This window comes from Alcaligenes phenolicus (genome assembly GCF_032063905.1).
GTDB lineage: Bacteria > Pseudomonadota > Gammaproteobacteria > Burkholderiales > Burkholderiaceae_B > Alcaligenes > Alcaligenes phenolicus.
Genome location: NZ_DAMBOE010000003.1, coordinates 295,776 through 318,037 on the forward strand (window position 1 = coordinate 295,776; position 22,262 = coordinate 318,037).

The 22,262-nt window shown below is 57.6% G+C and carries 19 protein-coding genes and 1 tRNA gene; 9 read left to right on the plus strand and 11 right to left on the minus strand.

Features of this window, described 5'->3' with window-relative positions; genetic code table 11:
- Positions 1–50: 50 nt before the first annotated feature.
- From U2949_RS07885 to U2949_RS07910, 6 genes are all read right to left on the minus strand, one after another.
- Positions 51–1,574, minus strand: coding sequence for a tripartite tricarboxylate transporter permease (locus tag U2949_RS07885; protein WP_009463441.1), 1,524 nt, complete (start codon positions 1,572–1,574; stop codon positions 51–53).
- Positions 1,571–2,008 (minus strand): tripartite tricarboxylate transporter TctB family protein, encoded by a 438-nt coding sequence (locus U2949_RS07890; RefSeq protein ID WP_026483696.1) that lies wholly within the window; start codon positions 2,006–2,008, stop codon positions 1,571–1,573. Before U2949_RS07890 ends, U2949_RS07885 begins: the two co-directional genes overlap by 4 nt.
- Before the next feature lie 94 nt (positions 2,009–2,102).
- Positions 2,103–3,095 carry a Bug family tripartite tricarboxylate transporter substrate binding protein gene (locus U2949_RS07895; RefSeq protein ID WP_321287042.1) on the minus strand — a complete coding sequence of 331 codons (993 nt, stop codon included), beginning with the start codon at positions 3,093–3,095 and terminating at the stop codon, positions 2,103–2,105.
- A gap of 124 nt (positions 3,096–3,219) precedes the next feature.
- Positions 3,220–4,626, minus strand: coding sequence for a sensor histidine kinase (locus U2949_RS07900; RefSeq protein WP_026483694.1), 1,407 nt, complete (start codon positions 4,624–4,626; stop codon positions 3,220–3,222).
- A gap of 24 nt (positions 4,627–4,650) precedes the next feature.
- Positions 4,651–5,334 carry a response regulator gene (locus U2949_RS07905; RefSeq protein WP_026483693.1) on the minus strand — a complete coding sequence of 228 codons (684 nt, stop codon included), beginning with the start codon at positions 5,332–5,334 and terminating at the stop codon, positions 4,651–4,653.
- A 66-nt stretch (positions 5,335–5,400) separates the two neighbouring features.
- Entirely contained in the window at positions 5,401–6,333 is a 933-nt protein-coding gene (locus U2949_RS07910; protein ID WP_321287044.1) for a LysR family transcriptional regulator, read from the minus strand.
- 102 nt (positions 6,334–6,435) lie between these two features.
- Here U2949_RS07910 and U2949_RS07915 point away from each other — a divergent pair, with 102 nt between their 5' ends.
- Both U2949_RS07915 and U2949_RS07920 read left to right on the plus strand, forming a co-directional pair.
- On the plus strand, positions 6,436–7,758 hold the full coding sequence (locus tag U2949_RS07915) for an MFS transporter (RefSeq protein WP_254002355.1): 1,323 nt from the start codon (positions 6,436–6,438) through the stop codon (positions 7,756–7,758).
- 20 nt (positions 7,759–7,778) lie between these two features.
- Entirely contained in the window at positions 7,779–8,729 is a 951-nt protein-coding gene (locus U2949_RS07920; RefSeq protein WP_021447211.1) for a carbon-nitrogen hydrolase family protein, read from the plus strand.
- A gap of 140 nt (positions 8,730–8,869) precedes the next feature.
- Here the strand turns inward: U2949_RS07920 and U2949_RS07925 are convergent, their stop codons facing one another.
- A complete protein-coding gene (locus U2949_RS07925) occupies positions 8,870–9,289 on the minus strand; it encodes a helix-turn-helix domain-containing protein (RefSeq protein WP_321287047.1) in 420 nt (139 codons plus the stop codon).
- A 559-nt stretch (positions 9,290–9,848) separates the two neighbouring features.
- Here U2949_RS07925 and fdnG point away from each other — a divergent pair.
- The 7 genes from fdnG to U2949_RS07960 all read left to right on the plus strand — a co-directional run bounded on the left by fdnG (position 9,849) and on the right by U2949_RS07960 (position 19,099).
- A complete protein-coding gene (gene fdnG / locus U2949_RS07930; protein ID WP_321287049.1) occupies positions 9,849–12,923 on the plus strand; it encodes a formate dehydrogenase-N subunit alpha in 3,075 nt (1,024 codons plus the stop codon).
- A 3-nt stretch (positions 12,924–12,926) separates the two neighbouring features.
- Positions 12,927–13,844, plus strand: a complete 918-nt coding sequence (fdxH, locus tag U2949_RS07935) for a formate dehydrogenase subunit beta (RefSeq protein WP_021447214.1) — start codon at positions 12,927–12,929, stop codon at positions 13,842–13,844.
- Positions 13,837–14,490, plus strand: coding sequence for a formate dehydrogenase subunit gamma (locus U2949_RS07940; protein ID WP_009463457.1), 654 nt, complete (start codon positions 13,837–13,839; stop codon positions 14,488–14,490). The genes fdxH and U2949_RS07940 overlap by 8 nt, the downstream gene beginning before the upstream one ends.
- Before the next feature lie 77 nt (positions 14,491–14,567).
- Positions 14,568–15,494: a formate dehydrogenase accessory protein FdhE gene (gene fdhE, locus U2949_RS07945; protein WP_321287051.1), complete on the plus strand. Its 927-nt coding sequence runs from the start codon at positions 14,568–14,570 to the stop codon at positions 15,492–15,494.
- A gap of 87 nt (positions 15,495–15,581) precedes the next feature.
- Positions 15,582–17,000, plus strand: a complete 1,419-nt coding sequence (gene selA / locus U2949_RS07950) for an L-seryl-tRNA(Sec) selenium transferase (protein WP_257723032.1) — start codon at positions 15,582–15,584, stop codon at positions 16,998–17,000.
- Positions 16,997–18,916, plus strand: coding sequence for a selenocysteine-specific translation elongation factor (selB, locus tag U2949_RS07955; protein ID WP_257722977.1), 1,920 nt, complete (start codon positions 16,997–16,999; stop codon positions 18,914–18,916). The genes selA and selB overlap by 4 nt, the downstream gene beginning before the upstream one ends.
- An 87-nt stretch (positions 18,917–19,003) precedes the next feature.
- Positions 19,004–19,099 (plus strand) — tRNA-Sec (locus U2949_RS07960).
- 53 nt (positions 19,100–19,152) lie between these two features.
- Here U2949_RS07960 and U2949_RS07965 read toward each other — a convergent pair.
- The 4 genes from U2949_RS07965 to U2949_RS07980 all read right to left on the minus strand — a co-directional run bounded on the left by U2949_RS07965 (position 19,153) and on the right by U2949_RS07980 (position 22,226).
- Complete coding sequence (locus U2949_RS07965; RefSeq protein ID WP_321287054.1) at positions 19,153–19,752, minus strand: helix-turn-helix domain-containing protein; 600 nt, start codon at positions 19,750–19,752, stop codon at positions 19,153–19,155.
- Positions 19,753–19,819: 67 nt separating this feature from the next.
- On the minus strand, positions 19,820–20,602 hold the full coding sequence (locus tag U2949_RS07970) for an aldolase (protein WP_321287056.1): 783 nt from the start codon (positions 20,600–20,602) through the stop codon (positions 19,820–19,822).
- A gap of 30 nt (positions 20,603–20,632) precedes the next feature.
- Positions 20,633–21,244, minus strand: coding sequence for a glutathione S-transferase family protein (locus U2949_RS07975; RefSeq protein WP_321287057.1), 612 nt, complete (start codon positions 21,242–21,244; stop codon positions 20,633–20,635).
- A 10-nt stretch (positions 21,245–21,254) separates the two neighbouring features.
- A complete protein-coding gene (locus tag U2949_RS07980) occupies positions 21,255–22,226 on the minus strand; it encodes a Bug family tripartite tricarboxylate transporter substrate binding protein (protein ID WP_321287059.1) in 972 nt (323 codons plus the stop codon).
- Positions 22,227–22,262 lie beyond the last annotated feature (36 nt).

Sequence of the window (22,262 nt, forward strand, 5' to 3'; positions counted from 1 at the left end):
TGGCACTTTCTCCCGATAAAAGCCCCACCGAAGCGGTGGGGCCCCCCTATTTATGTCTCGTCGTGCAGTTGCTTGCGCCCTGCAATACGACGCAGCACGATCGGACCTACACTAACCAAAACGGCCGCGATCCACAAGGCAATTGAAACTTTGCTCTCGAACAGAATACCGATTTCTCCGTTCGTGATGGACAGCGCGCGACGCAGATTCTGTTCCATCATATTGCCCAGAACCACACCCAGCACCATCGGTGCCATGGGCACATTCATCTTGCGCAGGAAGTAGCCCAGAACGCCAATGCCGACGACCAGCAGTAGATCAAAGCTCGTGCCATTGATGGCATAGACCCCGATATAACTGATCGCCAAAATACCAGGCACCAACAGGCGCGGAGGAATAGCCAGCATGGAGGCAAAGACCCGGACCATGGGCACGTTCATCAAGAACAGCATGACGTTGGCGACCATCAAGGAAGCAATCAAGCCCCACACAATCTGTGGCTGAGATTCAAACAGTACGGGCCCCGGCGTGATGTTGTACAGCGTCAGGGCACCCATCATGACCGCCGTTGTTCCAGAGCCTGGCACGCCCAGTGTCAGCATGGGAATAAAGGAGCCGGTTGCAGCGCTGTTATTGGCTGCCTCTGGCGCAGCCAGGCCACGCATATCGCCCTGGCCAAACATGGCATTGGGATCTTTGCCTTCGATATATTTTTTCTCATTGGCGTAGGCCACCGCAGAGGCCACACTGGCCCCGGCACCGGGCAGGATACCGATGAAAAAACCCATCACACCACCACGTACGGTGCTCCACCAGGTCATGCCCAGCTCTTTCAGGTTAAAGAGCTTGCGCTTGCTTTTAGGTACTTCGATCGACACGCCACCCAACAGGTTTTCCAGCATCTGCAACATCTCTGCCACAGCAAACAAACCAATCACGACAACGACAAAATCAATGCCGTCTGCCAGGTTCGGAATATCAAAGCTGTACCGATACACCCCCGAGTTGGCGTCCACTCCCACCGTAGAAATAAACAGGCCCAGCATGGCGGCCAGGATACCTTTGACAGGCTCATCCCCCAACAAACTGGTCAGCGCACAAAAGGCAAACACCATCAGCACAAAATACTCGGCCGGGCCAAAGGCAACCGCCCAGCCCGCCAGCATGGGAGCCAGCAGCACAATGCCGCAAATGGCAATGGTAGACCCGATGAACGAGGAAAAAGCCGACAAGGACAAAGCCACACTGGCCAACCCTTTGCGCGCCAGCGGATAGCCATCCAGAGTCGTCATGACCGCTGCCGCTTCACCCGGCACATTGATCAGAATGGAAGTAATACGACCACCATACTCTGCCCCCACATACACGGCGGCCAACAGGATCAGAGCAGACTCCGGGGGCAGCTTCATGGCAAAGGCAATCGGCACCAGCATGGCCACGCCATTAATCGGTCCCAGTCCCGGCAACACGCCCACAATGGTGCCGATAAAAGCGCCAATCGCGGCGACCAGCAGATTCTGGGCAGAAAAAGCAACCCCAAAGCCTACGCTCAAATAATCAAGAATCGAGCTCATAACCACTCTCCCAGGATGCCGTAGGGCAGAACCACATCCAGGCCCAGATCAAACAACAGAAACAGCCCCACTCCCATCGACAGCCCGCCAATCAGGGCCTGCTTCCAGCTACCGCCAAACAGACGGCCCACCAGGGTAGCCATCAGGGTGGTGGCAATGATGAAACCCAGCCACTGAAACAGCCAGGCATAGGCCGCCAGGTAAGCCACCATCATCAAGATGCGGCCATTGGCTCCACTGGGGTTGGCAGGCACAGTCCCACCACCTTTGATAATCAGGCGCAGCCCGCATAAAGCAATGATCAAGGCCAGCAATAAGGGAAAGGCCTTGGGCCCAACAGGCTCATAGGAAAATGGGGGCTCTAGGTCGTAGCCAAAAGCGGTGATCAAGGCAGCGAGCACCAGCGCGCCCACGCCTAGTACGCGATCATTCAGCGTCATGATTGGAATCTCCGGATTCACCCGCCATGGACGACGGGGCAGACAGGCGGCACTCCCGGCGCAAACCGGCCGGAAGTACCGTAAAAACTTACTTCTTGATCAGGCCAAACGAGTCAGCCAATTCTCGATACTGAATTACTTGTTGTTTTACGTAAGCATCCAGTTCCTGGCCGCTCATATTGAAGGGGAACAGACCCTGCTGGGTTTGCATGCGAGCAAACTCGGGCGTTTTCATCAGTTGCTCGAACGCCTGGACCCACCACTGATATTGCTCGTCAGAGACTTTGGGGCCCACATAAAAGCCGCGAATAATAGGCCACTCAATATCAAAGCCCTGCTCTTTAGCCGTGGGAATCTCGGCCAGCGCACCATCCAGTCGCTTGTCGTTAAAGACGGCCAGAACACGAATAGGCGCCCCACCCTCCAGCATGGTGTGAGCTTCGGCTGCATCGCCCATATAGGCCTGAATATGACTACCGCGCAGGGCCGTCATGGCCTCGCCACCACCCTCAAAGGCAACAAAGCGCATTTTGCGGAAATCCACATCTGCGGCACGGGCCGTCAGCGCAGCCTTCATCCAGTCCTGCCCACCCACGGAACCACCCGCTCCCAGAACAATCTTGGTCGGGTCGGCCTTGAAGGCCTCCATCAGGGATTTCAGATCCTGATAGGGCGAGTCCGCACGCACAATAGCCACGCCGTAGTCACTGCCAATCGACGCCAGCCAGCGCACGTCCTCTACCGAATATTTGCCAAATTTGCCCTGTGCCAGATTCAGCAGGGAGCCACCCGAGAAAGCAGCAATCGCATTGCCGTCGCCCGGACGCTGCGCCACGATGTGGTTATAGGCCACCGCCCCGACACCGCCGGGCATGTAAACGGTGCGCATGGGATTTTCCAGCAGCTTGGTTTCCAGAAAACCGTTCACGGCTACACGACAGGTCAGGTCAAACCCGCCGCCTGGCTGTGCTGGAGCAATACATTCAGGCTTGGAGGGTTGCTGGGCCTGTACGCCACTCAGGCTGCTCAAACCCAGAATACTGCTGGCCAGTAGCACCCGTAGTTTCATGTGGATAGTCATTGATTCGCCTCCAGGAGGATCTTGGTCGTTGTAATGGGTGCGACCTTACCGGAGCGAAGCTTTCGCCTACCTTTCAATTTCGCCAAAAAACACGATTTTCAAGGGTATACCCTGAAAAATCCAATCAGCGCTCAAGCGAATCAAACTCCAAACGCACGATCAAACCACGCTGCTGCGGGCCTGTCCGCAAGCTCATGCGGGCACCATGAATCTGTGCAATAGCCTGTACAATCGCCAGCCCCAAACCGGAGCCCTGCAAGGCCTTCCCCGCCTCGCCGCGCCTGAAACGATGGCCTGCCTTGGCCATATCATCAGCACTCATACCCGGACCATCGTCTTCAACCTGAATGCTGCACACCGGCCCTTCCTTGCGCACCGTTACCGTAATGCATGCAGCACGTGGGCAGTACTTGATGGCATTGCTGACCATATTGCTCAAGGCCTGTTGCAAGAGCCAAGCCTCCCCAGCTACCCGAACAGGGGTGGAGGGCGCGTCCAGGCCCAGATCCTGGCGCTTGGACCGCGCCAGGCTCCAGAGCTCATCCACCACCAGCCCGGCTTGCTGACACAAGTCGACTGCGCCCAAGGCTGCACGGGTGCGTAGCTGGTCAGCAGCATCGCGAACCCTGGACAAGGCCACCATTTGATGCGTCATCTGGGCCGTGTTGTTCAAGCGTAATTGAATTGCCTCCAGCACCTCCTTCATTTCATCGGTCTTGGCCAGGGACAGGGCAAAATCCACCTGGGTCAGCAAAACAGCCAAGGGGGTTTTCAACTGGTGCGAGGCATCGTCCAAAAACTGCTGTTGCTCGCGTGATTTGCGTGCATAACGATCCATATGCAAATTGATGGTCTGCACCAAAGGCCGGACCTCTCGCGGCAGGCTGGCCTCACTGATCGGTTCCAGATTATCGGGGGAACGATGCCGTACCTCGGCGCTCAACTTGCGCAAAGGGCGTAGCGCCAGCAAAGTGCCAACCAGAATCAGAATAATGAAAAGGCTGAGCACCGCCACGTCCTGAATCAGATTCTGGATAATGACTTTGCGTATGAAAGCATGGCGCTCGCTCAGGTTTTCACCTGCCTGAATCAGGATTCGGCTGTCTTGATAAGTCTGCAGGCGCCCATCCGATTCCAGCGCCACTGCCGCGATGCGCAAGGGCTCTCCCAAATACTCAGCGTCATAAAACACGGGCTGGTTACTGAGCAGACGCCGCATGGGCAAGGGCATACCGGTAAAGCCAATTTCCGACAAACCATCTTCAGTGGCCACCCTGAAATACACCTGACTGCTGATGGTGTACTCCATGAACTCCATCATGTAGTAAGACTGCTCCATCGCCAGCCCGCCACTGATGGTCAAGACATTGGACGACATGGACTTCAAGGCACCGGCCAAGGCCCGGTCAAACGCGGCGTTGACCTGATCTTTCAGGGTCATGCTGGAAACAAACAGGGACACGCCCGAGGTCAGCAAGGCCGCAGGAATCAGCATGAACAACAAAGTACGACGCAAACTGCTTAAGGCCATGTTTGCCCCCAATAAGGCAATACGCTAAGGCTCGTCATCGCTCACAGGCTCCAGGCAATAACCTACGCCGCGCAAAGTGACGATATGGACATCCGAGGACTGCAGTTTCTTGCGCAACCGATGCACCAATACCTCGATAGCTTCGATATTGATTTCATCCTCATCCTTGTCATTGAGCCGATCCAGGATGAACTGCTTGTTCACTGGCTCTCCGCTACGCTGCACCAGAATACGCAGCACCTCGGCCTCGCGCGGTGACACGGACAGAAGCGCCGAATCCAGCGTAAAGCGCTGCGTGGACAAGTCATAGACCAGGCTGCCACACGCCATACGCGGTTTGTCCTTGCCCCGGCTACGACGAATCAGGGCATTGACGCGCGCCACCAGCTCTTCAATACGAAAAGGTTTGGGCAAAAAATCGTCCGCCCCACACTCCAGGGCTTCCACTCGCTCCTGCAAGGAGTCGCGAGCCGTCAAGATCAACACGGGAGTCCGGTTATCATCCGAACGCAGGCGTGCCAGCAAGGCACGTCCGTCCATGCCCGGCAAGCCCAGGTCCAGGACCAGCGCATCAAATTCCTCGATCTGCAAACGATGGTAGGCCACCATCCCGTCGTTGGACCACTCGACTGCAAACCCTTTCTTTTGCATGCTGCGTGTCAGCCACAGGGCCAAATCAGGCTCGTCTTCAATCAATAAAATTCGCATGGCGGATAGTAGAAAAGAAAACAGAACAGGAGCAATAGTACGCCGCCAGATCGTATCGGCAGCACGTCACTGGCTGACAGACTCGGTCAGCTCCAGCACAAAACGCCGCAACCAGCGGCTTTCTTCATCATGTTCCTTGTTGATGTCCCAAATCATGGACACCACAAAGGATGGCACCCGCAACGGCACCGGCGAGACGGCTAATCGACTATTGCATTCCACAAAGGAGCGGGCGGCGTAATCGGGCATGGTCAGCACCAAAGGGCTGCCAATAATGGCGTTGATTGCCCCGGAAAAATGCGTGAACGAGGCCTTGACCTTGCGCTGCAGTCGCTCGGCATCAAAGAGCTCATCGACAAAACCGCGCAAGCCGTCAAAGGACACCCGCCCATGGTGAGCATGCAGATACTCCTGCTTGCTGATGGGGGTTGAAAACGCAATGGACTGCTTATCGTAAATGCAGATATAGGAAGCCGAAAACAGCACTTGCGACTTGTGCATGGTGCTCAGAAATTTGGGGCTGGAGCAGATCGCCAGATCCGCCCCATGCTCCACCATGCTTTGCGGCCACAAATAGCTATTGGTTTGGTAGAAGGAAAAACTGATCGTCCAGCCCTGCTCGTCAGCCATGCGAATCATGCGTTTGGCCAGCATATTTTCCAGATCGTCGGACAAAGCGATGCGAAAAACCCGGCTGGAGCGAGCTGGATCGAACTCCTGCTCGGATGTGACCAGCGCCGAGATGCTTTTCAGGGCCTCGGATATCTGCGGGGCAATCTCCAACGCCCGATGCGTAGGCGTCATTCCGTGCGAACCACGGGTAAACAGCTCGTCATTGAATACCACCCGCAACTTGCGCAAGGACGCGCTGACCGCGCCCTGGGTCAGAAATAGGGCATTGGCGGCCTTGGTCACGCTGCGCTCGTTCATCAAGCACTGGAACACCAGCAGCAGGTTCAGATCCATCTGCCTGATATTAGCGATATTAATGGAAGCCATTTTTCTAATTAGTTTGAATAATTATTTGGCTTGATTAGACTAAAAATCAGCCACAACCACAATAAGGGCAGGTATTCACCTGCCCTGCTCGAGGAGATCTCTATGGGCACTGCTACCGTCGCCCCTTCGCATGCCAAATCGGCACCCCCAGGCCAGCCGGGCCTGAGTAAAAAACAAGTTGTTGCCGTTGGTATTGGCAACTTTATGGAATGGTTTGACTTCGCGATTTATGGCTACTTTGCAGCCATTATCGGCAGCATCTACTTTCCATCCGACGCCGCTGGCGTTTCCCTGTTGTCGTCCCTGGCCGTGTTTGCCGTGGGCTTTGTCTCGCGCCCCTTTGGCGCCCTGATTCTGGGCCCCATTGGCGATCGCTTTGGCCGCAAGACCGTGTTGATGATTACCGTCTTTGGCATGGGCGTGTTCACCACCCTGATTGGCCTGCTGCCTGGCTATGACACCATCGGCATTACCGCTCCTATCCTGCTGGTTGTGCTGCGCTTCCTGCAAGGCATGATGGTGGGTGGTGAATGGTCCGCTGCCGGTATTTTCCTGGTGGAAAGCGCCCCTTCCAACCGTCGTGCCACCGCCGCCAGCGTAGTGACCTTCACCGCCGGCATCGCCTTCCTGCTCGGTACCGCCACCGCTGCCGCCATCAACGCCACGCTGACCGAAGCTCAGGTCTACAGCTGGGGCTGGCGTGTGCCCTTCGTGCTGTCGATTGTGATGACCTTCATTGCGGTCTTTATCCGTCGCAAACTGAACGACACCCCCGTCTACCACGAGCTGCAGGAAAAGAAAGCCAACAACACGCTGGAGCGCGTCTCGTCCAAGGACAAGTTCAACGCCTTTGTTCTGTCCTTTGCGTTCTCTGCTCTGTTCCTGGTGTCGCTGTACTACTTCATCACCTACGCCAACAACCACCTGGTTTCCATCCTGGGCATGAGCAAGACCTCGGCCCTGTGGCTGTGCAGTGCCTCGCTGGTGGTGTATTGCATCTTGCACCCACTGGTTGGCCGTTTCTCGGACCACTACGGTCGCCGCAAACTGGCCTTGTTTGCCGCCGCGGGTCTGACCATCATGGCCTACCCGATTTTCATCATGATGAACTCCGGCAAACCCGCGCTGATTCTTCTGGGCCTGATCATCATGGCTTTCCTGGTAGCCATCTCTGCCGTCATGAACGTGGTGCTGCTGGTGGAAGTGTTCCCCGCCTCGATTCGCTCGACCGGCGCCGCACTGGGCCACAACGTCTCGTCGGCTCTGCTGGCTGGCCCTGGCCCCTTCATTGCTGCTGCCCTGATCCAGTACACAGGTAACCCCAACGTACCGGCCTGGTACCTGGCTGCGGTATCCCTGGTGTGCTTCCTGATCCTGTATACCCGCCTGCCTGAAACCAAAAACGTGGACTTGTCCGCAGGCTGACCTTTAAAGGAGACCTAGTTATGAGCAAAGTTGCAGTTATACAAGCGGCATCCATTCCGTTTGACTCTGCCAGCAGTGTCGAAAAAGCCGCCGCCATCTTGCAGCGCGTAGCTGCCAATGGCGCCACCCTGGCTGTCTTTCCCGAAGCCTTTCTGGGTGGTTATCCCAAAGGCATCAGCTTTGGCAGCGTCATCGGCAACCGCCGTCCTGAAGGACGTGCCCTGTACCAGATGTATGTGGAAGGCGCAGTCACCCTGGGTGGCCCTGAACTGGAAGCACTGGCCGATGCAGTCACCCAAACCGGTGTGTACACCGTCATGGGCGTAATCGAAAAAATGGGCCGCACCCTGTACTGCACCGCTCTGACACTGGCTCCGGGCAAAGGCGTGGTGGGCATCCACCGCAAACTGATGCCTACCGGCCAGGAACGTCTGGTCTGGGGCTTTGGCGATGGCTCCACCATGGGCACTGTCGACACGCCCATGGGTCGTATCGGCAACGTGATCTGCTGGGAGAACTACATGCCCACCCTGCGTCAGACCATGTATGCCCAAGGCACCGAACTGTACTGCGCCCCCACCGCAGACGACCGCCCCACCTGGGCCTCGTCCATGATTCACATCGCCGTTGAAGGCCGTGTGTTTGTGCTGTCCGCCTGCCAGGCCATCCGCCTGAACAACTACCCCGAGTCCTTCCAGAAAGAATTTGCCCTGCCCGGCGAGTTTGCTCCGGACAGCTACGTAATGCACGGCGGCAGCATGATCGTCAGCCCCACCGGCGAAGTGCTGGCCGGCCCGGTGTTTGATGAAGAAACCGAGCTGTACGCCGAACTGGATATGGACCTGCTCAAACAGGCCAATCTGGACTTTGACGTCTACGGCCACTACTCGCGCCCCGACATCTTCTCTCTGCATGTCGACACCCGAGCCAAGCAGGTAGTGAAACTGCAAACCGAAGACTCGGCCGAGTAAAACCAGCCAAATCCTGCACTCAAAAAACCGGCCCCATCACGCGATAAACGTGATGGGGCCGGAACTGCTTTCGAGCCTGGCACAAGCTGCTGCCTGCATCTGCTCTTTCCTGTCGTAGCTTTGTTTTTGATCCCTTGGCACTAGCTCAAAGCCAAAGGTTCCTGCACGGGCTGATACGGAGACATCTGCAACTGCGTCTCGTCCAGACCCATTCCCTGCGCCAACAGGGCCAGCATGGTCTGGCTCAACGGAACAAGACCTTTCTCGATCACGTTGTATTCCGCCACACTGATTCCCAAGCGACTGGCCAAACGCTCACGCTTGATCTCCAGATACTCGCGCCAGGCACGAATCAGGGTCCAGCGATGCGTTCGCATATCCTTGAGCACCACATACGGAATGCCCTTGTCCGACCGCACAAAACGCGGTGCGGCCATCAACTTGCGCACGCACTCATCATTCATGGCATCTCGTGTCAACAGATGGGCATACAGCACGGCCTGCTCGGGCAAGGTGCGAGGATCAATATCTTCAGTGGTCAACAAGTATGTATTCATCATGGCTGACAAACCTAAGGATGTAAGAGAACGGTGAACCCTGAACTTACCGACCCGTGCCACCCCGGTCTGTCAGATAATTCTGAAAGAGCACCCTGACCGCCCTATCGACTGATCCTGATCAAGACACACATCCAAACAGACCATAAAAAAGGCCCTGAACATGTCAGAGGCACGCCTTCAAAACACAGCATTGGGCATATTTACATTCATATCTGCGACTACAGCTAAGGCATGAATACTCTGTGAACCCCAGGTCTTGCATCACGTCGAGTTCGAACTGCCCGGCAGCTTTCAGATCGAATTCTTCAAACAAGCCCGCTAAATTGAAAAAATCCCTTGCAAACAGTAGGTGAATACCCGCATCACCGACTACACTTGCGGCTCCGGCGTGAAAACCTCAATAGAATCAAGATTGTCCTTGATCAATTAGACACGCCCTCTTGGCAGTAGCCCATAAGTTCAACGCTTATACTGTTCAACTATAAAACAGGGGCAGAGCTCACAAGGCGCCTCCCCTGACGATTTCAAACACGAAAACACAATCCTATTGGAGAGCCGCATGGTGAACATGAATCGGCGTCAGTTCTTCAAAGTGACGGGGGCCTCGCTGGCCAGTTCCAGCATGGTCTTGCTGGGCGCTGCGCCCACCCCCGCCATGGCGGAAGTCAGGCAGTACAAACTGACCCGCATGACAGAGACGCGAAATACCTGTCCTTACTGTTCTGTAGCCTGTGGAGTGCTGCTGTACTCCCGTGGTGACGGCGCCATGAATGCCGAGCCCAGCGTGGTTCACATTGAAGGCGATGCCGACCACCCCGTGAACCGTGGCACACTCTGTCCCAAGGGCGCAGGCTTGGTGGATTTCATCAAGAGCCCCAACCGACTCAAATACCCTGAATACCGTGCCGCTGGCTCGGACAAGTGGGAACGCATCTCCTGGGAAGACGCTTTCACGCGTATTGCCAAGCTGATGAAAGAAGACCGCGACGCCAACTTCCAGACCACCGCTGAAGACGGCACCGTCGTCAACCGTTGGCTGACCACCGGCATGCTGGCTGCTTCGGCAAGTAGTAACGAAGTGGGCTATGTCACCCATAAAGTCATCCGCAGCATGGGTGTACTGGCGTTCGATAACCAAGCACGTGTCTGACACGGCCCGACGGTGGCAGGTCTTGCCCCGACGTTTGGCCGTGGAGCGATGACGAACCATTGGGTCGACATCAAGAACGCGGATATTGTGCTGATTATGGGCGGCAACGCAGCCGAGGCGCACCCCTGTGGTTTCAAATGGGTGACCGAGGCCAAAGCACACAACAATGCAAAACTGATCGTTGTGGATCCACGCTTTACGCGTTCGGCATCCGTAGCGGACTTTTACGCGCCTATACGTACCGGTACCGACATCACCTTCCTGGGTGGCGTCATCAAATACCTGCTGGATAACGACAAGATCCAGCACGAATACGTGCGCAACTACACCGATATGCCCTTTATCGTGCGCGAAGACTTTGACTTCGAGCAGGGGCTGTATTCGGGCTACAACGAAGAAAAACGCAGCTACGACAAGTCCTCCTGGGACTACGAGCTGGGCGAGGACGGCTACGTCAAGACGGACCCCACCTTGCAACACCCACGCTCGGTCTACCAACTGCTGCGCAAGCACTACGAGCGCTACACGCCCGAGATGGTGGAACGCGTCTGTGGCACGCCCAAGGACAAGTTCCTGAAAGTCTGTGAAATGCTGGCCTCGACCGCTGAACCGGGTCGCGCTGGCACCATTCTGTATGCACTGGGCTGGACGCAACACAGTATTGGTTCGCAGATCATCCGTACCGGCGCCATGGTCCAGCTGCTGCTGGGCAATATTGGTATTGCCGGCGGTGGCATGAACGCGCTGCGCGGACACTCCAACATTCAGGGTCTGACTGACCTGGGTTTGATGTCCAACCTGCTGCCCGGCTATCTGACTTTGCCCAACCAGGCCGAGAAAGAGTTTGACGGCTACATCGGCGCACGTGCCCAACAGCCGCTACGCCCCAACCAGCTAAGCTACTGGCGCAACTACAAGAAGTTCCACGTCAGCCTGATGAAAGCCTGGTTTGGTGATGCCGCCCAGGCCGAGAACAACTGGGCCTACGACTATCTGCCCAAGCTGGACAAGCTCTACGACATGCTGCAAGTGTTCGAGCTGATGGACGAAGGCAAGATGACGGGCTACATCTGTCAGGGCTTCAACCCCCTGGCGGCGGCACCGTACAAGGCCAAGCTGCTGCGTGGTTTCTCCAAGCTCAAGTACATGGTCATCATGGACCCGCTGGTCACGGAAACGTCAGAGTTCTGGAAGAACTATGGCGAGCACAATGATGTCGATTCCGCTTCCATCCAGACCGAAGTCTTCCGTCTGCCCACCACCTGTTTCGCCGAGGAAGAAGGCGCACTGGTGAACTCGGGCCGCTGGTTGCAATGGCACTGGAAGGCCGCCAACCCTCCGGGCGAGGCCAAGAGCGACATTGAGATCATGAGTACGCTGTTCACGCGCATTCGCTCGCTGTACCAGAAAGAAGGCGGTGCCTTCCCTGATCCGATCCTGAATCTGTCCTGGCCGTACTCCAACCCGGATGATCCAACCGCCGCTGAACTGGCCAAGGAATACTCGGGCCGCGCACTGGTGGATCTGCATGATCCCAAAGATCCAAGCAAGATCACGCGTAAGGCAGGCGAGCAGTTGGATGGCTTTGCCGAATTGCGCGACGACGGCACCACGCTGAGTGGTTGCTGGATCTATGCCGGTGCCTGGACGCAGCAAGGCAACCTGATGGCTCGCCGCGACAATAGCGATCCAACCGGAATCGGCCAGACGCTGAACTGGGCCTGGGCCTGGCCAGCAAACCGCCGCGTGCTCTACAACCGTGCTTCCTGTGACCTGACCGGCAAACCCTTTGACCCACGCCGCAGCCTGGTTCACTGGGATGGCAAGCGCTGGGGTGGTGCGGATATCCCTGACTACAAGGCCGATGAAAATCCGGCTGATGGCATGGGCCCGTTCATCATGAACCCCGAAGGTGTCGCCCGCTTCTTTGCCCGTAAAGGCATGGCAGAAGGCCCCTTCCCCGAGCACTACGAGCCTTTTGAAAGCCCGCTCAGTTACAACCCGCTCAGTCCTGACGAGCCACGTGCCATGACCAACCCGGCAGCGCGTATCTTCAAGGACGACCTGGCGGCCATGGGTACGGTAGACAAGTTCCCCTACGTGGGTACTACCTACCGCCTGACCGAGCACTTCCACTACTGGACCAAGCACGTGAAGCTGAACGCCATCGTGCAGCCCGAACAGTTTGTGGAAATTGGCGAGGAGCTGGCCAAGGAAGTGGGCATTGTGCAAGGTGACCGCGTCAAGGTGTCTTCCAACCGTGGCTACATCAAGGCCGTAGCGGTGGTGACCAAGCGCATCAAGGCCCTGAACGTGGATGGGAAGGTTGTCCACCAAGTGGGGATCCCGCTGCACTGGGGTTTTGTGGGTCTGGCCCGACCTGGTTTCCTGATCAATGCGCTGACCCCGCCGGTAGGCGATGGCAACTCGCAAACGCCGGAGACCAAGGCCTTCCTGGTTCAACTTGAAAAGGTTAAGGAGTAAGCCATGGCCTTGCAATCACTTGATATCAAACGGCGCTCCGCAACCACCACCCCATCGCCCAGCGTGCGCGAGCCCGTGGGCGGGGAAGTGGCCAAGCTGATCGACACCAGTAAGTGCATTGGCTGTAAGGCCTGTCAGGTCGCCTGCATGGAATGGAACGATACGCGCGACGAAATCGGTCACAACGTCGGGGTGTATGACAACCCGGCCGACCTGACCGACAAGTCCTGGACCATCATGCGTTTTGCGGAGTATGAAAACCCCGCTGGCGATCTGGAATGGCTGATTCGCAAAGACGGCTGCATGCACTGCGAGGATCCGGGCTGCCTGAAGGCCTGTCCCTCGCCAGGCGCCATCGTGCAGTACACCAACGGCATTGTGGATTTCCACGAGGAAAACTGCATTGGCTGCGGCTACTGCGTTACCGGCTGTCCTTTCGATGTGCCTCGCATTTCGGAAAAGGACAAGAAAGCCTACAAGTGCACCTTGTGTTCGGACCGTGTGGCGGTCGGACAGGAACCGGCCTGTGCCAAGACCTGTCCTACCGGCGCGATCGTGTTTGGTACGAAGGAAGACATGCAGCACCACGCTGCAGAGCGTATCGAAGACCTGAAATCGCGCGGCTTTGAAAACGCAGGTTTGTACGACCCGGCTGGAGTGGGTGGCACCCACGTCATGTACGTGCTGCACCACGCCGACAAACCCGAGCTGTACAGCGACCTGCCCAAGGACCCGCAAATCAGTCCGATGGTCTCGCTCTGGAAGGGAGTGGCCAAGCCGCTGGGGGTTGCTGCCATGGCACTGACCGCCCTGATTGGTTTCTTCCACTACATCCGAACCGGTCCTAACGAGACCGACGAGGAAGACGAGCGCCGCGCCGACGAGGACGCACGCAAGATCCAGGAGGCTCACCATGACTGATCACAACCGCAAGGGCTTGATTCAGCGCTACACCACCAGTCAGCGCATTAATCACTGGATCATTGCCATGAGCTTTGTGCTGCTGGCCTTGTCCGGGCTGGCGCTGTTTCATCCGTCGATGTTCTGGCTGACCAACCTGTTTGGCGGCGGTCCGTGGACACGCATTCTTCACCCATTTATTGGTGTGGTGATGTTTGTGTGCTTTTTCCTGTTTGCGGCTCGCATGGTACGGCACAATATGTTCTCCAAGGGTGACGCCGCCTGGCTGCGTCACTTCAAGGACGTGCTCAATGCCAAGGACGAGCGCATTCCGGAAGTAGGCCGCTATAACGCCGGGCAAAAGATCCTGTTTTTTGCTCTGGTCATTTTCATGATCGGCCTGCTGGCAACCGGTGTGGTGATGTGGCGCGAATACTTTTCCGCCTTCTTCCCCATCTGGGCTATCCGCCTGGCCTCCGTGCTGCACGCGGTCTGCGCCCTGCTGATGATTTGCGCGATTATCGTGCACATCTACGCCGGTATCTGGGTAAAGGGTTCGGTCAAAGCCATGACCCGCGGTACGGTTACCCGTGCCTGGGCCTGGAAGCACCACCGCGCCTGGTTCCGTGAAGAAATGGAAAAAGGTCCCAGCCGTCCTGCCGAATAAGCGGGGCTCTGGTACATAAGCAACCCGGCTGCCATGCACCATTTCGGGCATGGCAGCCTTGTTTTCAGGAGTCTGTCTTGCAACGCATCCTTCCGCGCGGCGAAATCGAAAGTCTGGACCACACCTCCATCCCCCGACTGCGCCTGCCTGTGCGAGCCAGCGTCTTTGCTGACCGGGCAGCACGTCTGCGTCAGTTGGCTGCCGACAATCCCGTTGGTGCCTACCTGCTCTTGCTGGCACATCTGGTTGATGGACAGCACAAACAACTCAATGCCCTGCCCCCGGCCGAACTGCCCGCTGAGGTGCTGGAAACAGCACAAAGACACGGTATGCCACCCTTGCTGGCATCGGGCTGGAAGCGCGATCCACAGTGGCTCAGCATTTTGAGCAGCCTGCTCAATCACATGATCAACACTTCGGACGTGCCTGCAGCCGCCCAAGAAGTCTGTCAGGGCCTGCTAAAGAAAGCCGAGTCTGACCCACAACAACTGGAAGATCTGGCTGACGCCATTCTGGCCGAGCAATTGCCTGAACAAGACGGTGCCGCGGCACCTTTTGTCATGGCCGCCTTGCAGGTCTACTGGACACATCTGGCCTGCTCGCTGACCGAAGGCCAATTGTCTGTGACCAGCCCCTTTGGCGTATGCCCATCCTGCGGCAGCCTGCCCGTATCCAGCGTGGTACGTGTCGGTGGTCGTGAAGATGGTTGCCGCTACATGTGCTGCCCGCGTTGCAGCGTGGAATGGCATCTGGTGCGCGTGACCTGCTCGCACTGCGAGAGCACCAAAAGCGTGGCGTATCACGCCATTGAAGATGGCCCGGAAGGGATCAAGGCCGAGTCCTGCGACAACTGCCACACCTACCGCAAAATCTTCTATCAGGAAAAGCAGCTGGGTCTTGATCCAGTTGCAGACGACCTGGCCAGTCTGGCTCTGGACGTTCTGATGGGCGAAGAAGGCTATTCCCGCGCCAGCGGCAATCCGCTTCTTTGGCACCAGTCTTAAGCTAAGATTCCCCTACGCCTTGTTGCCCCGAGCACAAGGCGTAGCTGACGGACCTTGCCCATAGACTCAAACGCCTGCCTTTGAATGATGAGCCCTACGCCTGAACTCTCCCCCGCCCACATCCCTTCCCTGGATCGCTTGCTGCGCTCGCCAGAGTTCCAGCCCTTGCTAAGCCAGTTCGGTCACACACGCCTGAGTCAACGCACTCGTGCCCATTTGCAGGCACTGCGGGAGGCCGTGTTGAAGGGAACACTAAGCCCTCAGGATCTGGAGCCCGCTCAGCTTGCCAAAGCACTGCAAGCACAACTGCAGGAAGAATCCCGCTTGCAGCTACGCCCGGTCTTCAATCTGACCGGCACCGTGCTGCACACCAATCTTGGGCGTGCAATGCTGCCGGATGAAGCCATACAGGCTGTTGTCCAGGCCATGCGCTCGCCCGCCAATCTGGAGTTTGATCTGGAAACCGGCGGCCGAGGCGACCGCGATGACCTGATCAACCCCTTGCTCTGCGAACTGACCGGCGCTGAAGCCGCCACAGTCGTGAACAATAATGCCGCCGCCGTGCTGCTGATGCTCAGCACCCTGAGCCCCCGGCGCGAAACGGTGGTGTCGCGCGGCGAACTGGTTGAAATTGGCGGCGCCTTCCGTATCCCCGACATCATGAAGCGTGCCGGTGCTCGTCTGCATGAGGTGGGCACCACCAACCGTACCCACGCGGCTGACTACGAAAACGCCATCAGCGAGCGCAGCGCCATGTTGATGAAGGTGCATTGCAGCAACTACGCCGTCAAAGGCTTCACCAAAAGCGTTGCAGTCGAAGAGGTTGCACAGATCGCCAGGAAGCACGGCCTGCCCACCAGCGTGGATCTGGGCAGCGGCACCTTGGTGGACCTGAGCCAGTGGGGCCTGCCGCCCGAGCCCACCGTGCGCGAGACCATCGAAGCCGGTGCCGATATCGTGACTTTCAGCGGCGACAAGCTGCTGGGTGGCCCCCAGGCCGGTCTGATCGTAGGCCGGGCAGACCTGATCGCCAAGATCAAGAAAAACCCGCTCAAACGTGCTCTGCGCGTGGGCAAAATCACCTTGGCGGCACTGGAACCTGTGCTGGCCTTGTACCGTTCGCCAGAGCGCCTGCCCGAGCACCTGACCACCCTGCGTCTGCTGACTCGACCTTCGGCTGAAATGCGTGCCCAAGCACTACGTTTGGCCCCTGTCTTGCAGCAATGGGTAGGGACACAATTTGCAGTCGAACCCACTGCCATGCTGAGCCAGATTGGCAGCGGTGCTTTGCCCGAAGACGTGCTGCCCAGCTTTGGACTGCGCTTTGCCTACCAAGGCACAGGCCGTCCGGGTCGCCATCTGACTCAACTGGAAAAACGCCTGCGCACTTTGCCCCAGCCCGTCATCGGGCGCATTGCGCAAGATGCCTTTTGGCTGGACCTGCGCTGTCTGGAAGAACCCTTTGAGGCCGCCTTCAGCGCACAACTGATTCCCGAGCAAGCATGATTGTTGGTACTGCAGGACATATCGATCACGGCAAAACCACCTTGATCCGCGCCTTGACGGGTGTGGATACCGACCGTCTGGAAGAAGAAAAAAAACGCGGTATCTCCATCCAGCTGGGCTATGCCTATACGCCTTTGCCTGATGGCCAGATTCTGGGATTTATTGATGTGCCCGGCCACGAACGTCTGGTACATACCATGGTCGCAGGAGCAACCGGCATTGATTTTGGTTTGCTGATCGTGGCTGCAGATGACGGTGTCATGCCGCAAACCCGAGAGCATCTGGCCGTGCTGCAATTGCTGGGTTTGCAGGCGGGTGCCATCGTCCTGAGCAAGGCGGATCGCGCTGATGCTGCCAGAATTGAATCCGTCAAAGCCGAGCTGCAAGCACTTGTCCAGGGAAGCTTTCTGGACAATGCCCCCATCTTCGTTATTGATGCCCTGTCCGACGACAAACCCGGCCTGGAAGCACTGCGCCAGCATCTGCATGCACAGGCCATGCAATCCACCAAACAGGATGGCAAGGGCTATTTCCGCCTGGCCATTGACCGTGTCTTCACCTTGCAAGGTCACGGCACCGTCGTGACCGGCACAGTGCACGATGGCGTGCTGGATCTGGATGGCCCGGCGATGGACTTGCGCCTGATGCCACGCGGTACACCCGTACGAGTGCGCAGCATTCACGCCCAGAATCAGGCATCACGCCAGGCCCTTGCCGGTCAGCGTTGTGCCCTGAACCTGGGCGGAATTGATGTACAGGATATCGAGCGTGGCGACTGGCTGGCCGATGCCCGCTGCTTCATCCCCTCCACACGTATCGACGTGGAGTTGAGCCTGCTGGACAAAGATATTCCCGCCCTACGTACCTGGTCGCCCTGGCATGTCCACATGGGGGCTGCTCACCTGACGGCCCATGCCGTGCCTTTGGATGGCGAGTCCTTGCAGCCCGGCCAGACCGGCAAGGTCCAGTTGGTCTTTGACCGCCCGATCTGCACCATGACGGGCGAGCGCTTTATCTTGCGCAATGCCCAGGCCAGCGAAACGGTCGGCGGCGGGATTGTGCTGGACCCGAATGCACCGGACCGCAAACGACGCTCCGCAACGCGCCTGGCCTGGCTGGATGCCTTGGCACAATGGACTCGCGGCGGACCGTTGGAGGGCCTGCTGGCCCAAGCACCTTACGGTCTGGACGAAGCAACACTGCTGCGTCTGTCGGGAGGATCTCAACAAGGCTTGAGCGCTCCGGCCAATGCCCGCTGGCACACCGGATCTCGCCCACAAAGTCAGCCTATCTTGTTGAGCGATGCACGCCTGGAAGCACTGTGTCAGCACATAGAAAGCGTGATGCTGCAGTTCCACGAGCGCAATCCGGACGAGCCAGGCCTGTCCATCAGCCGCTTGCGACGCATGGCCGCCCCCACCATGCCCGACGCTATCTGGCAGCTCCTGACCGAATATCTGCTGACAGAACAGCGGCTGGCGCGACAAGGAGCCTGGCTGCATACGCCAGGCCACCGCGTCACCCTCAGCCCCGAAGATGAAGCGCTGGCCACCGCCCTGCTGCCCCTGATCGAGGCAGGCCGCTTTGATCCTCCATGGACACGTGATCTGGCCAAAGAAACCGAAGCCCCAGAAGAGCAGACCCGCAACGTACTGCGCCGACTGGTGCGCCAAGGCGAGCTGTTTCAGGTCGTGCATGACCTGTTCTACCACCGTCGCCAAATCGCAGTGCTAGCCAATATCGTCAAGGAGCTGCACAGCGGCCAAGGCGTCAGCGCCGCGCAGTTCCGGGACGCAACGGGACTGGGCCGCAAACGGGCCATTCAGATTCTGGAGTTCTTTGATCGCGTCGGCTATACACGACGTGTACGTGATCGCCATGTATTACGGGGTGAAGCCTGGGCGGCAGCGGATTGAACCCGAAGCGTCATGCAAGAGCCAGAGCAGGCAGCGCCCTGATCATTGAAGCGTAATCAGCCCTAACGTATGATAGGGCCTCTTGAAGGAAAGCATCCGTGCCCGGTGGCACGGCCGGGCTTCAAACCCGGTTGGGGGCGTCAGACGTTCCCAGGTAGGTTCGACTCCTGCTGCTTTCCGCCACTTTGCTGGCAGAAAATCTCCCCACACACATGCCAGAGGCACGTATTCACTGACTAAACCGGCGTATCAGACGTTGGACGCCCTGCTGTTGGTCCCGAGTCAGAGCAAGTCACCGCCAATACCTGCGCCTGCTGATCCCCCAGGCTAAGCACGCTGTGGGGTAGCTCCGAATCAAAATACACGGAATCACCCGTCTCCAAGGTCATGCTGTGCTCTGCAATGGTGACTTGCACTTGCCCTTGGATCACAAACAAGAACTCTTCTCCCCCATGCGGAAAAGTTGGCGCTGGCAGCTGTTGCTCGTGTGGAGGGTAGATAACAAAGGGGTCCATTAAACGAAAGCGCCGCCGCCCGGCCATGCTCTCGTAACGATAGGCGCTATGACCTGCCACGCTGGGCAAGGGCATACGATCGTGCCGACGCACGACACACACGCTTTCGTCTTGATCCAGATCCCCCTCTCCAATCAACTGCGACACCCCCATGCCATAAGCCTGGGCCAGCTTGACCACAGTAGAGATGGACGGCGCACTGACTGCCCGCTCCAGCTTGGACAGATAACTTTTAGTCAAACCGGTGCGCTGGGCCAACTGCTCCAGCGACAAGCCATGTTGGCGACGCAGGGCGCGCAAGCGAAAGGGAAGATGGGTCATGGGCTAGACAAGAGGTGTAGCGCCCGAGGTCAAGCTCGGGGCGCATATAAAAAAGCGGCCTCTTATTCTACTCAAAAACATCCGTATGGCGTTTCAGCGCTTTGCGGGCATAGTATTCAAAGCCGATCTGGGAGCGGCGCGGCCTCAGAATCCAGTCATGTGCCTCCCGGCCCAGTTCCGGCGCAATAGGCTGGATCGTTCCGGCTGACATCGCCAGCAGTTGCATGCGCGCTGTACGCTCAAATTGCAAAGCCAATACGCAGGCTTCTTCTACTGAGGCCGCCGCCACCAACATTCCATGGTGCGATAAAAGAATAGCGCGCTTGTCACCCAAGGCCTCAGAAATGATCTGTCCCTCTTCATTGCCCACAGGAACACCCGGCCAATCCTTCAGGAACGCGCAGTCCTCATACAAAGGGCAATTGTCCATATGGGATACGTTCAACGGCACCTCCAGCATGGACAGGGCGGCCACATGCAAGGGATGTGTATGAATGATGCAGTTCACATCCGGCCGGGCACGATACACCCAGGAATGAAAACGGTTTGCTGGATTAGGCATCCCATATCCCTTCAAAACCGTTAAATCTTCATCTACCAGCAAGACGTTGGTCGACGTAATTTCATCAAACCCAAGCCCCAGCTGCTGCGTAAAATACGTGCCTTCCTGTTCGCCGCGTGCTGTGATCTGGCCAGCCAACCCAGAGTCATGACCGCCATCAAAAAGAATACGGCACGTCAGTGCGAGCTTCTCGGGAACACTGCGCTCAGGGATTTCGAAGAGGGCCTGCATCTGGCTTTGCGCCTGTTCAATCAGCACGGACTTGGACAAGCTCATGGTGTCACTCATAACAACTCCTTTTGTAAATTAATATCCTGCTCACAGCAGCGGGACATAGCCCGCCAGGGTCTGCATACGCTCGAGCCAATGTCGTACCGATGGATAGGGGCGCAGGTCGTACCCTCCCTGCTCCGCCATGCAGGTATAGGGAAACAAGGCCACATCGGCGATGCTGGGCCTGCCCCCAACGAAATAGCGATGCAACTGCAAATGCACCTCCATCTGGGCCAGAGCTTTATCGCCCTGTTCGCGCCACGCCAGCACCGCAGGATCATCCACCGTCATCGTCCCCCGCAACGCCACCCACAGTCTGGGCTGCGCAAGATTGGTCATATGCTGAGTCTGCTCAAAAGACAGCCACTGCAGCACCTGAGCCTGCGCGAGCGGGTCCGCGGGCAGAAAGTCTGTGCCCTGCGCCAGGTACCACAAAATAGCGGCCGACTCTGCCAGCCAGGGCCCTTCCCGGGTTCGCAGTACCGGCACCTGTCCCCAGGGGTTGATTTGCCGGAACACCTCGGTATCCAGATCCCCCTCCACAATAGACAGGCTGCGCCGCTGTAGCGCTATACCCAAATAACCGCACAACAGTCGTACCTTCCAGCCATTGCCGGTATGCACCGTGTCGATAAGCTCCAGAGCGGCGTGGTTCATTGTCTTTACCTCACTCAAGACTGATTTCTGCGGTCTGAACAATACGCTGCCACTTGCTGCGCTCAGCCGCGATGAAGCTTTGATACTCATCCTGGGTGCCGGTGTAGACCTGGCTACCCTGCTGCTCCAGATGGGCTTTGAATTCCGGGTTGGCCAGTGTCTTTTGCAATGCCGTCTCCAACACCGCAACAACCTCCTGTGGCGTACCCGGCGGGGCCAGCAACACGTTCCAGGAGCTGATACGTAGCTCAGCAGCCCCCAGCTCTGCGCTGGAAGGCACATCGGGAGCGGCGGGGGAGCGTTGGTTATCAGCCAGAACCAGGGCCTGAAGCTTGCCTGCCTTCACCTGCGGCATGATCACGGGAATGGCATCCATCACCATGTCGGCATGACGGCCCACAACGGCACTGACCGCCTCCCCTCCACTCTTGAAAGGGATATGTCGCACATCAAGTTTCTCGGTCAACTTGAAAAGCTCTACCCCCAAGTGCGGAGCACTCCCTATCCCTGCCGATCCGAAGTTAAGGAGCCCTGGCTCCTGACGGGCATGGGCAACCAGTTGGGCATAGTTCTCCGTACCCAAATCCGAACGAACCGCCAGAACATACGGAGACCCCGTCACCATGCCGATGGGCACAAAGGCCTGCGGGTCGTAGTTGATTTTGGAAAGAATCAAAGGGTTGACCACCTGTGTACCTACTGTCCCCATGAACACGGTGTAACCGTCCGCTTTCGCATTTTGTGCAGCCTGAGCGGCGATCATGCCCCCGGCTCCTGCCTTGTTTTCAACAATCACGGTCTGGTCCAGCTCCTTACCCAACTGCTGGGCAAGGAGGCGTGCCACCAGGTCGGTGATCCCCCCTGCACCAAAAGGCACGATCAGACGTACTGGCTGTGCCGGGAACGTCGTTGCTTGTGCCGGAGCCGCCGTCATCGTCAAGGCCGCCCACCCGGCCATCATCAAACCAAGCATCTTTTTCATTGGATGTCTCCTGAACTTTTTAAGTTTGAATTGTTC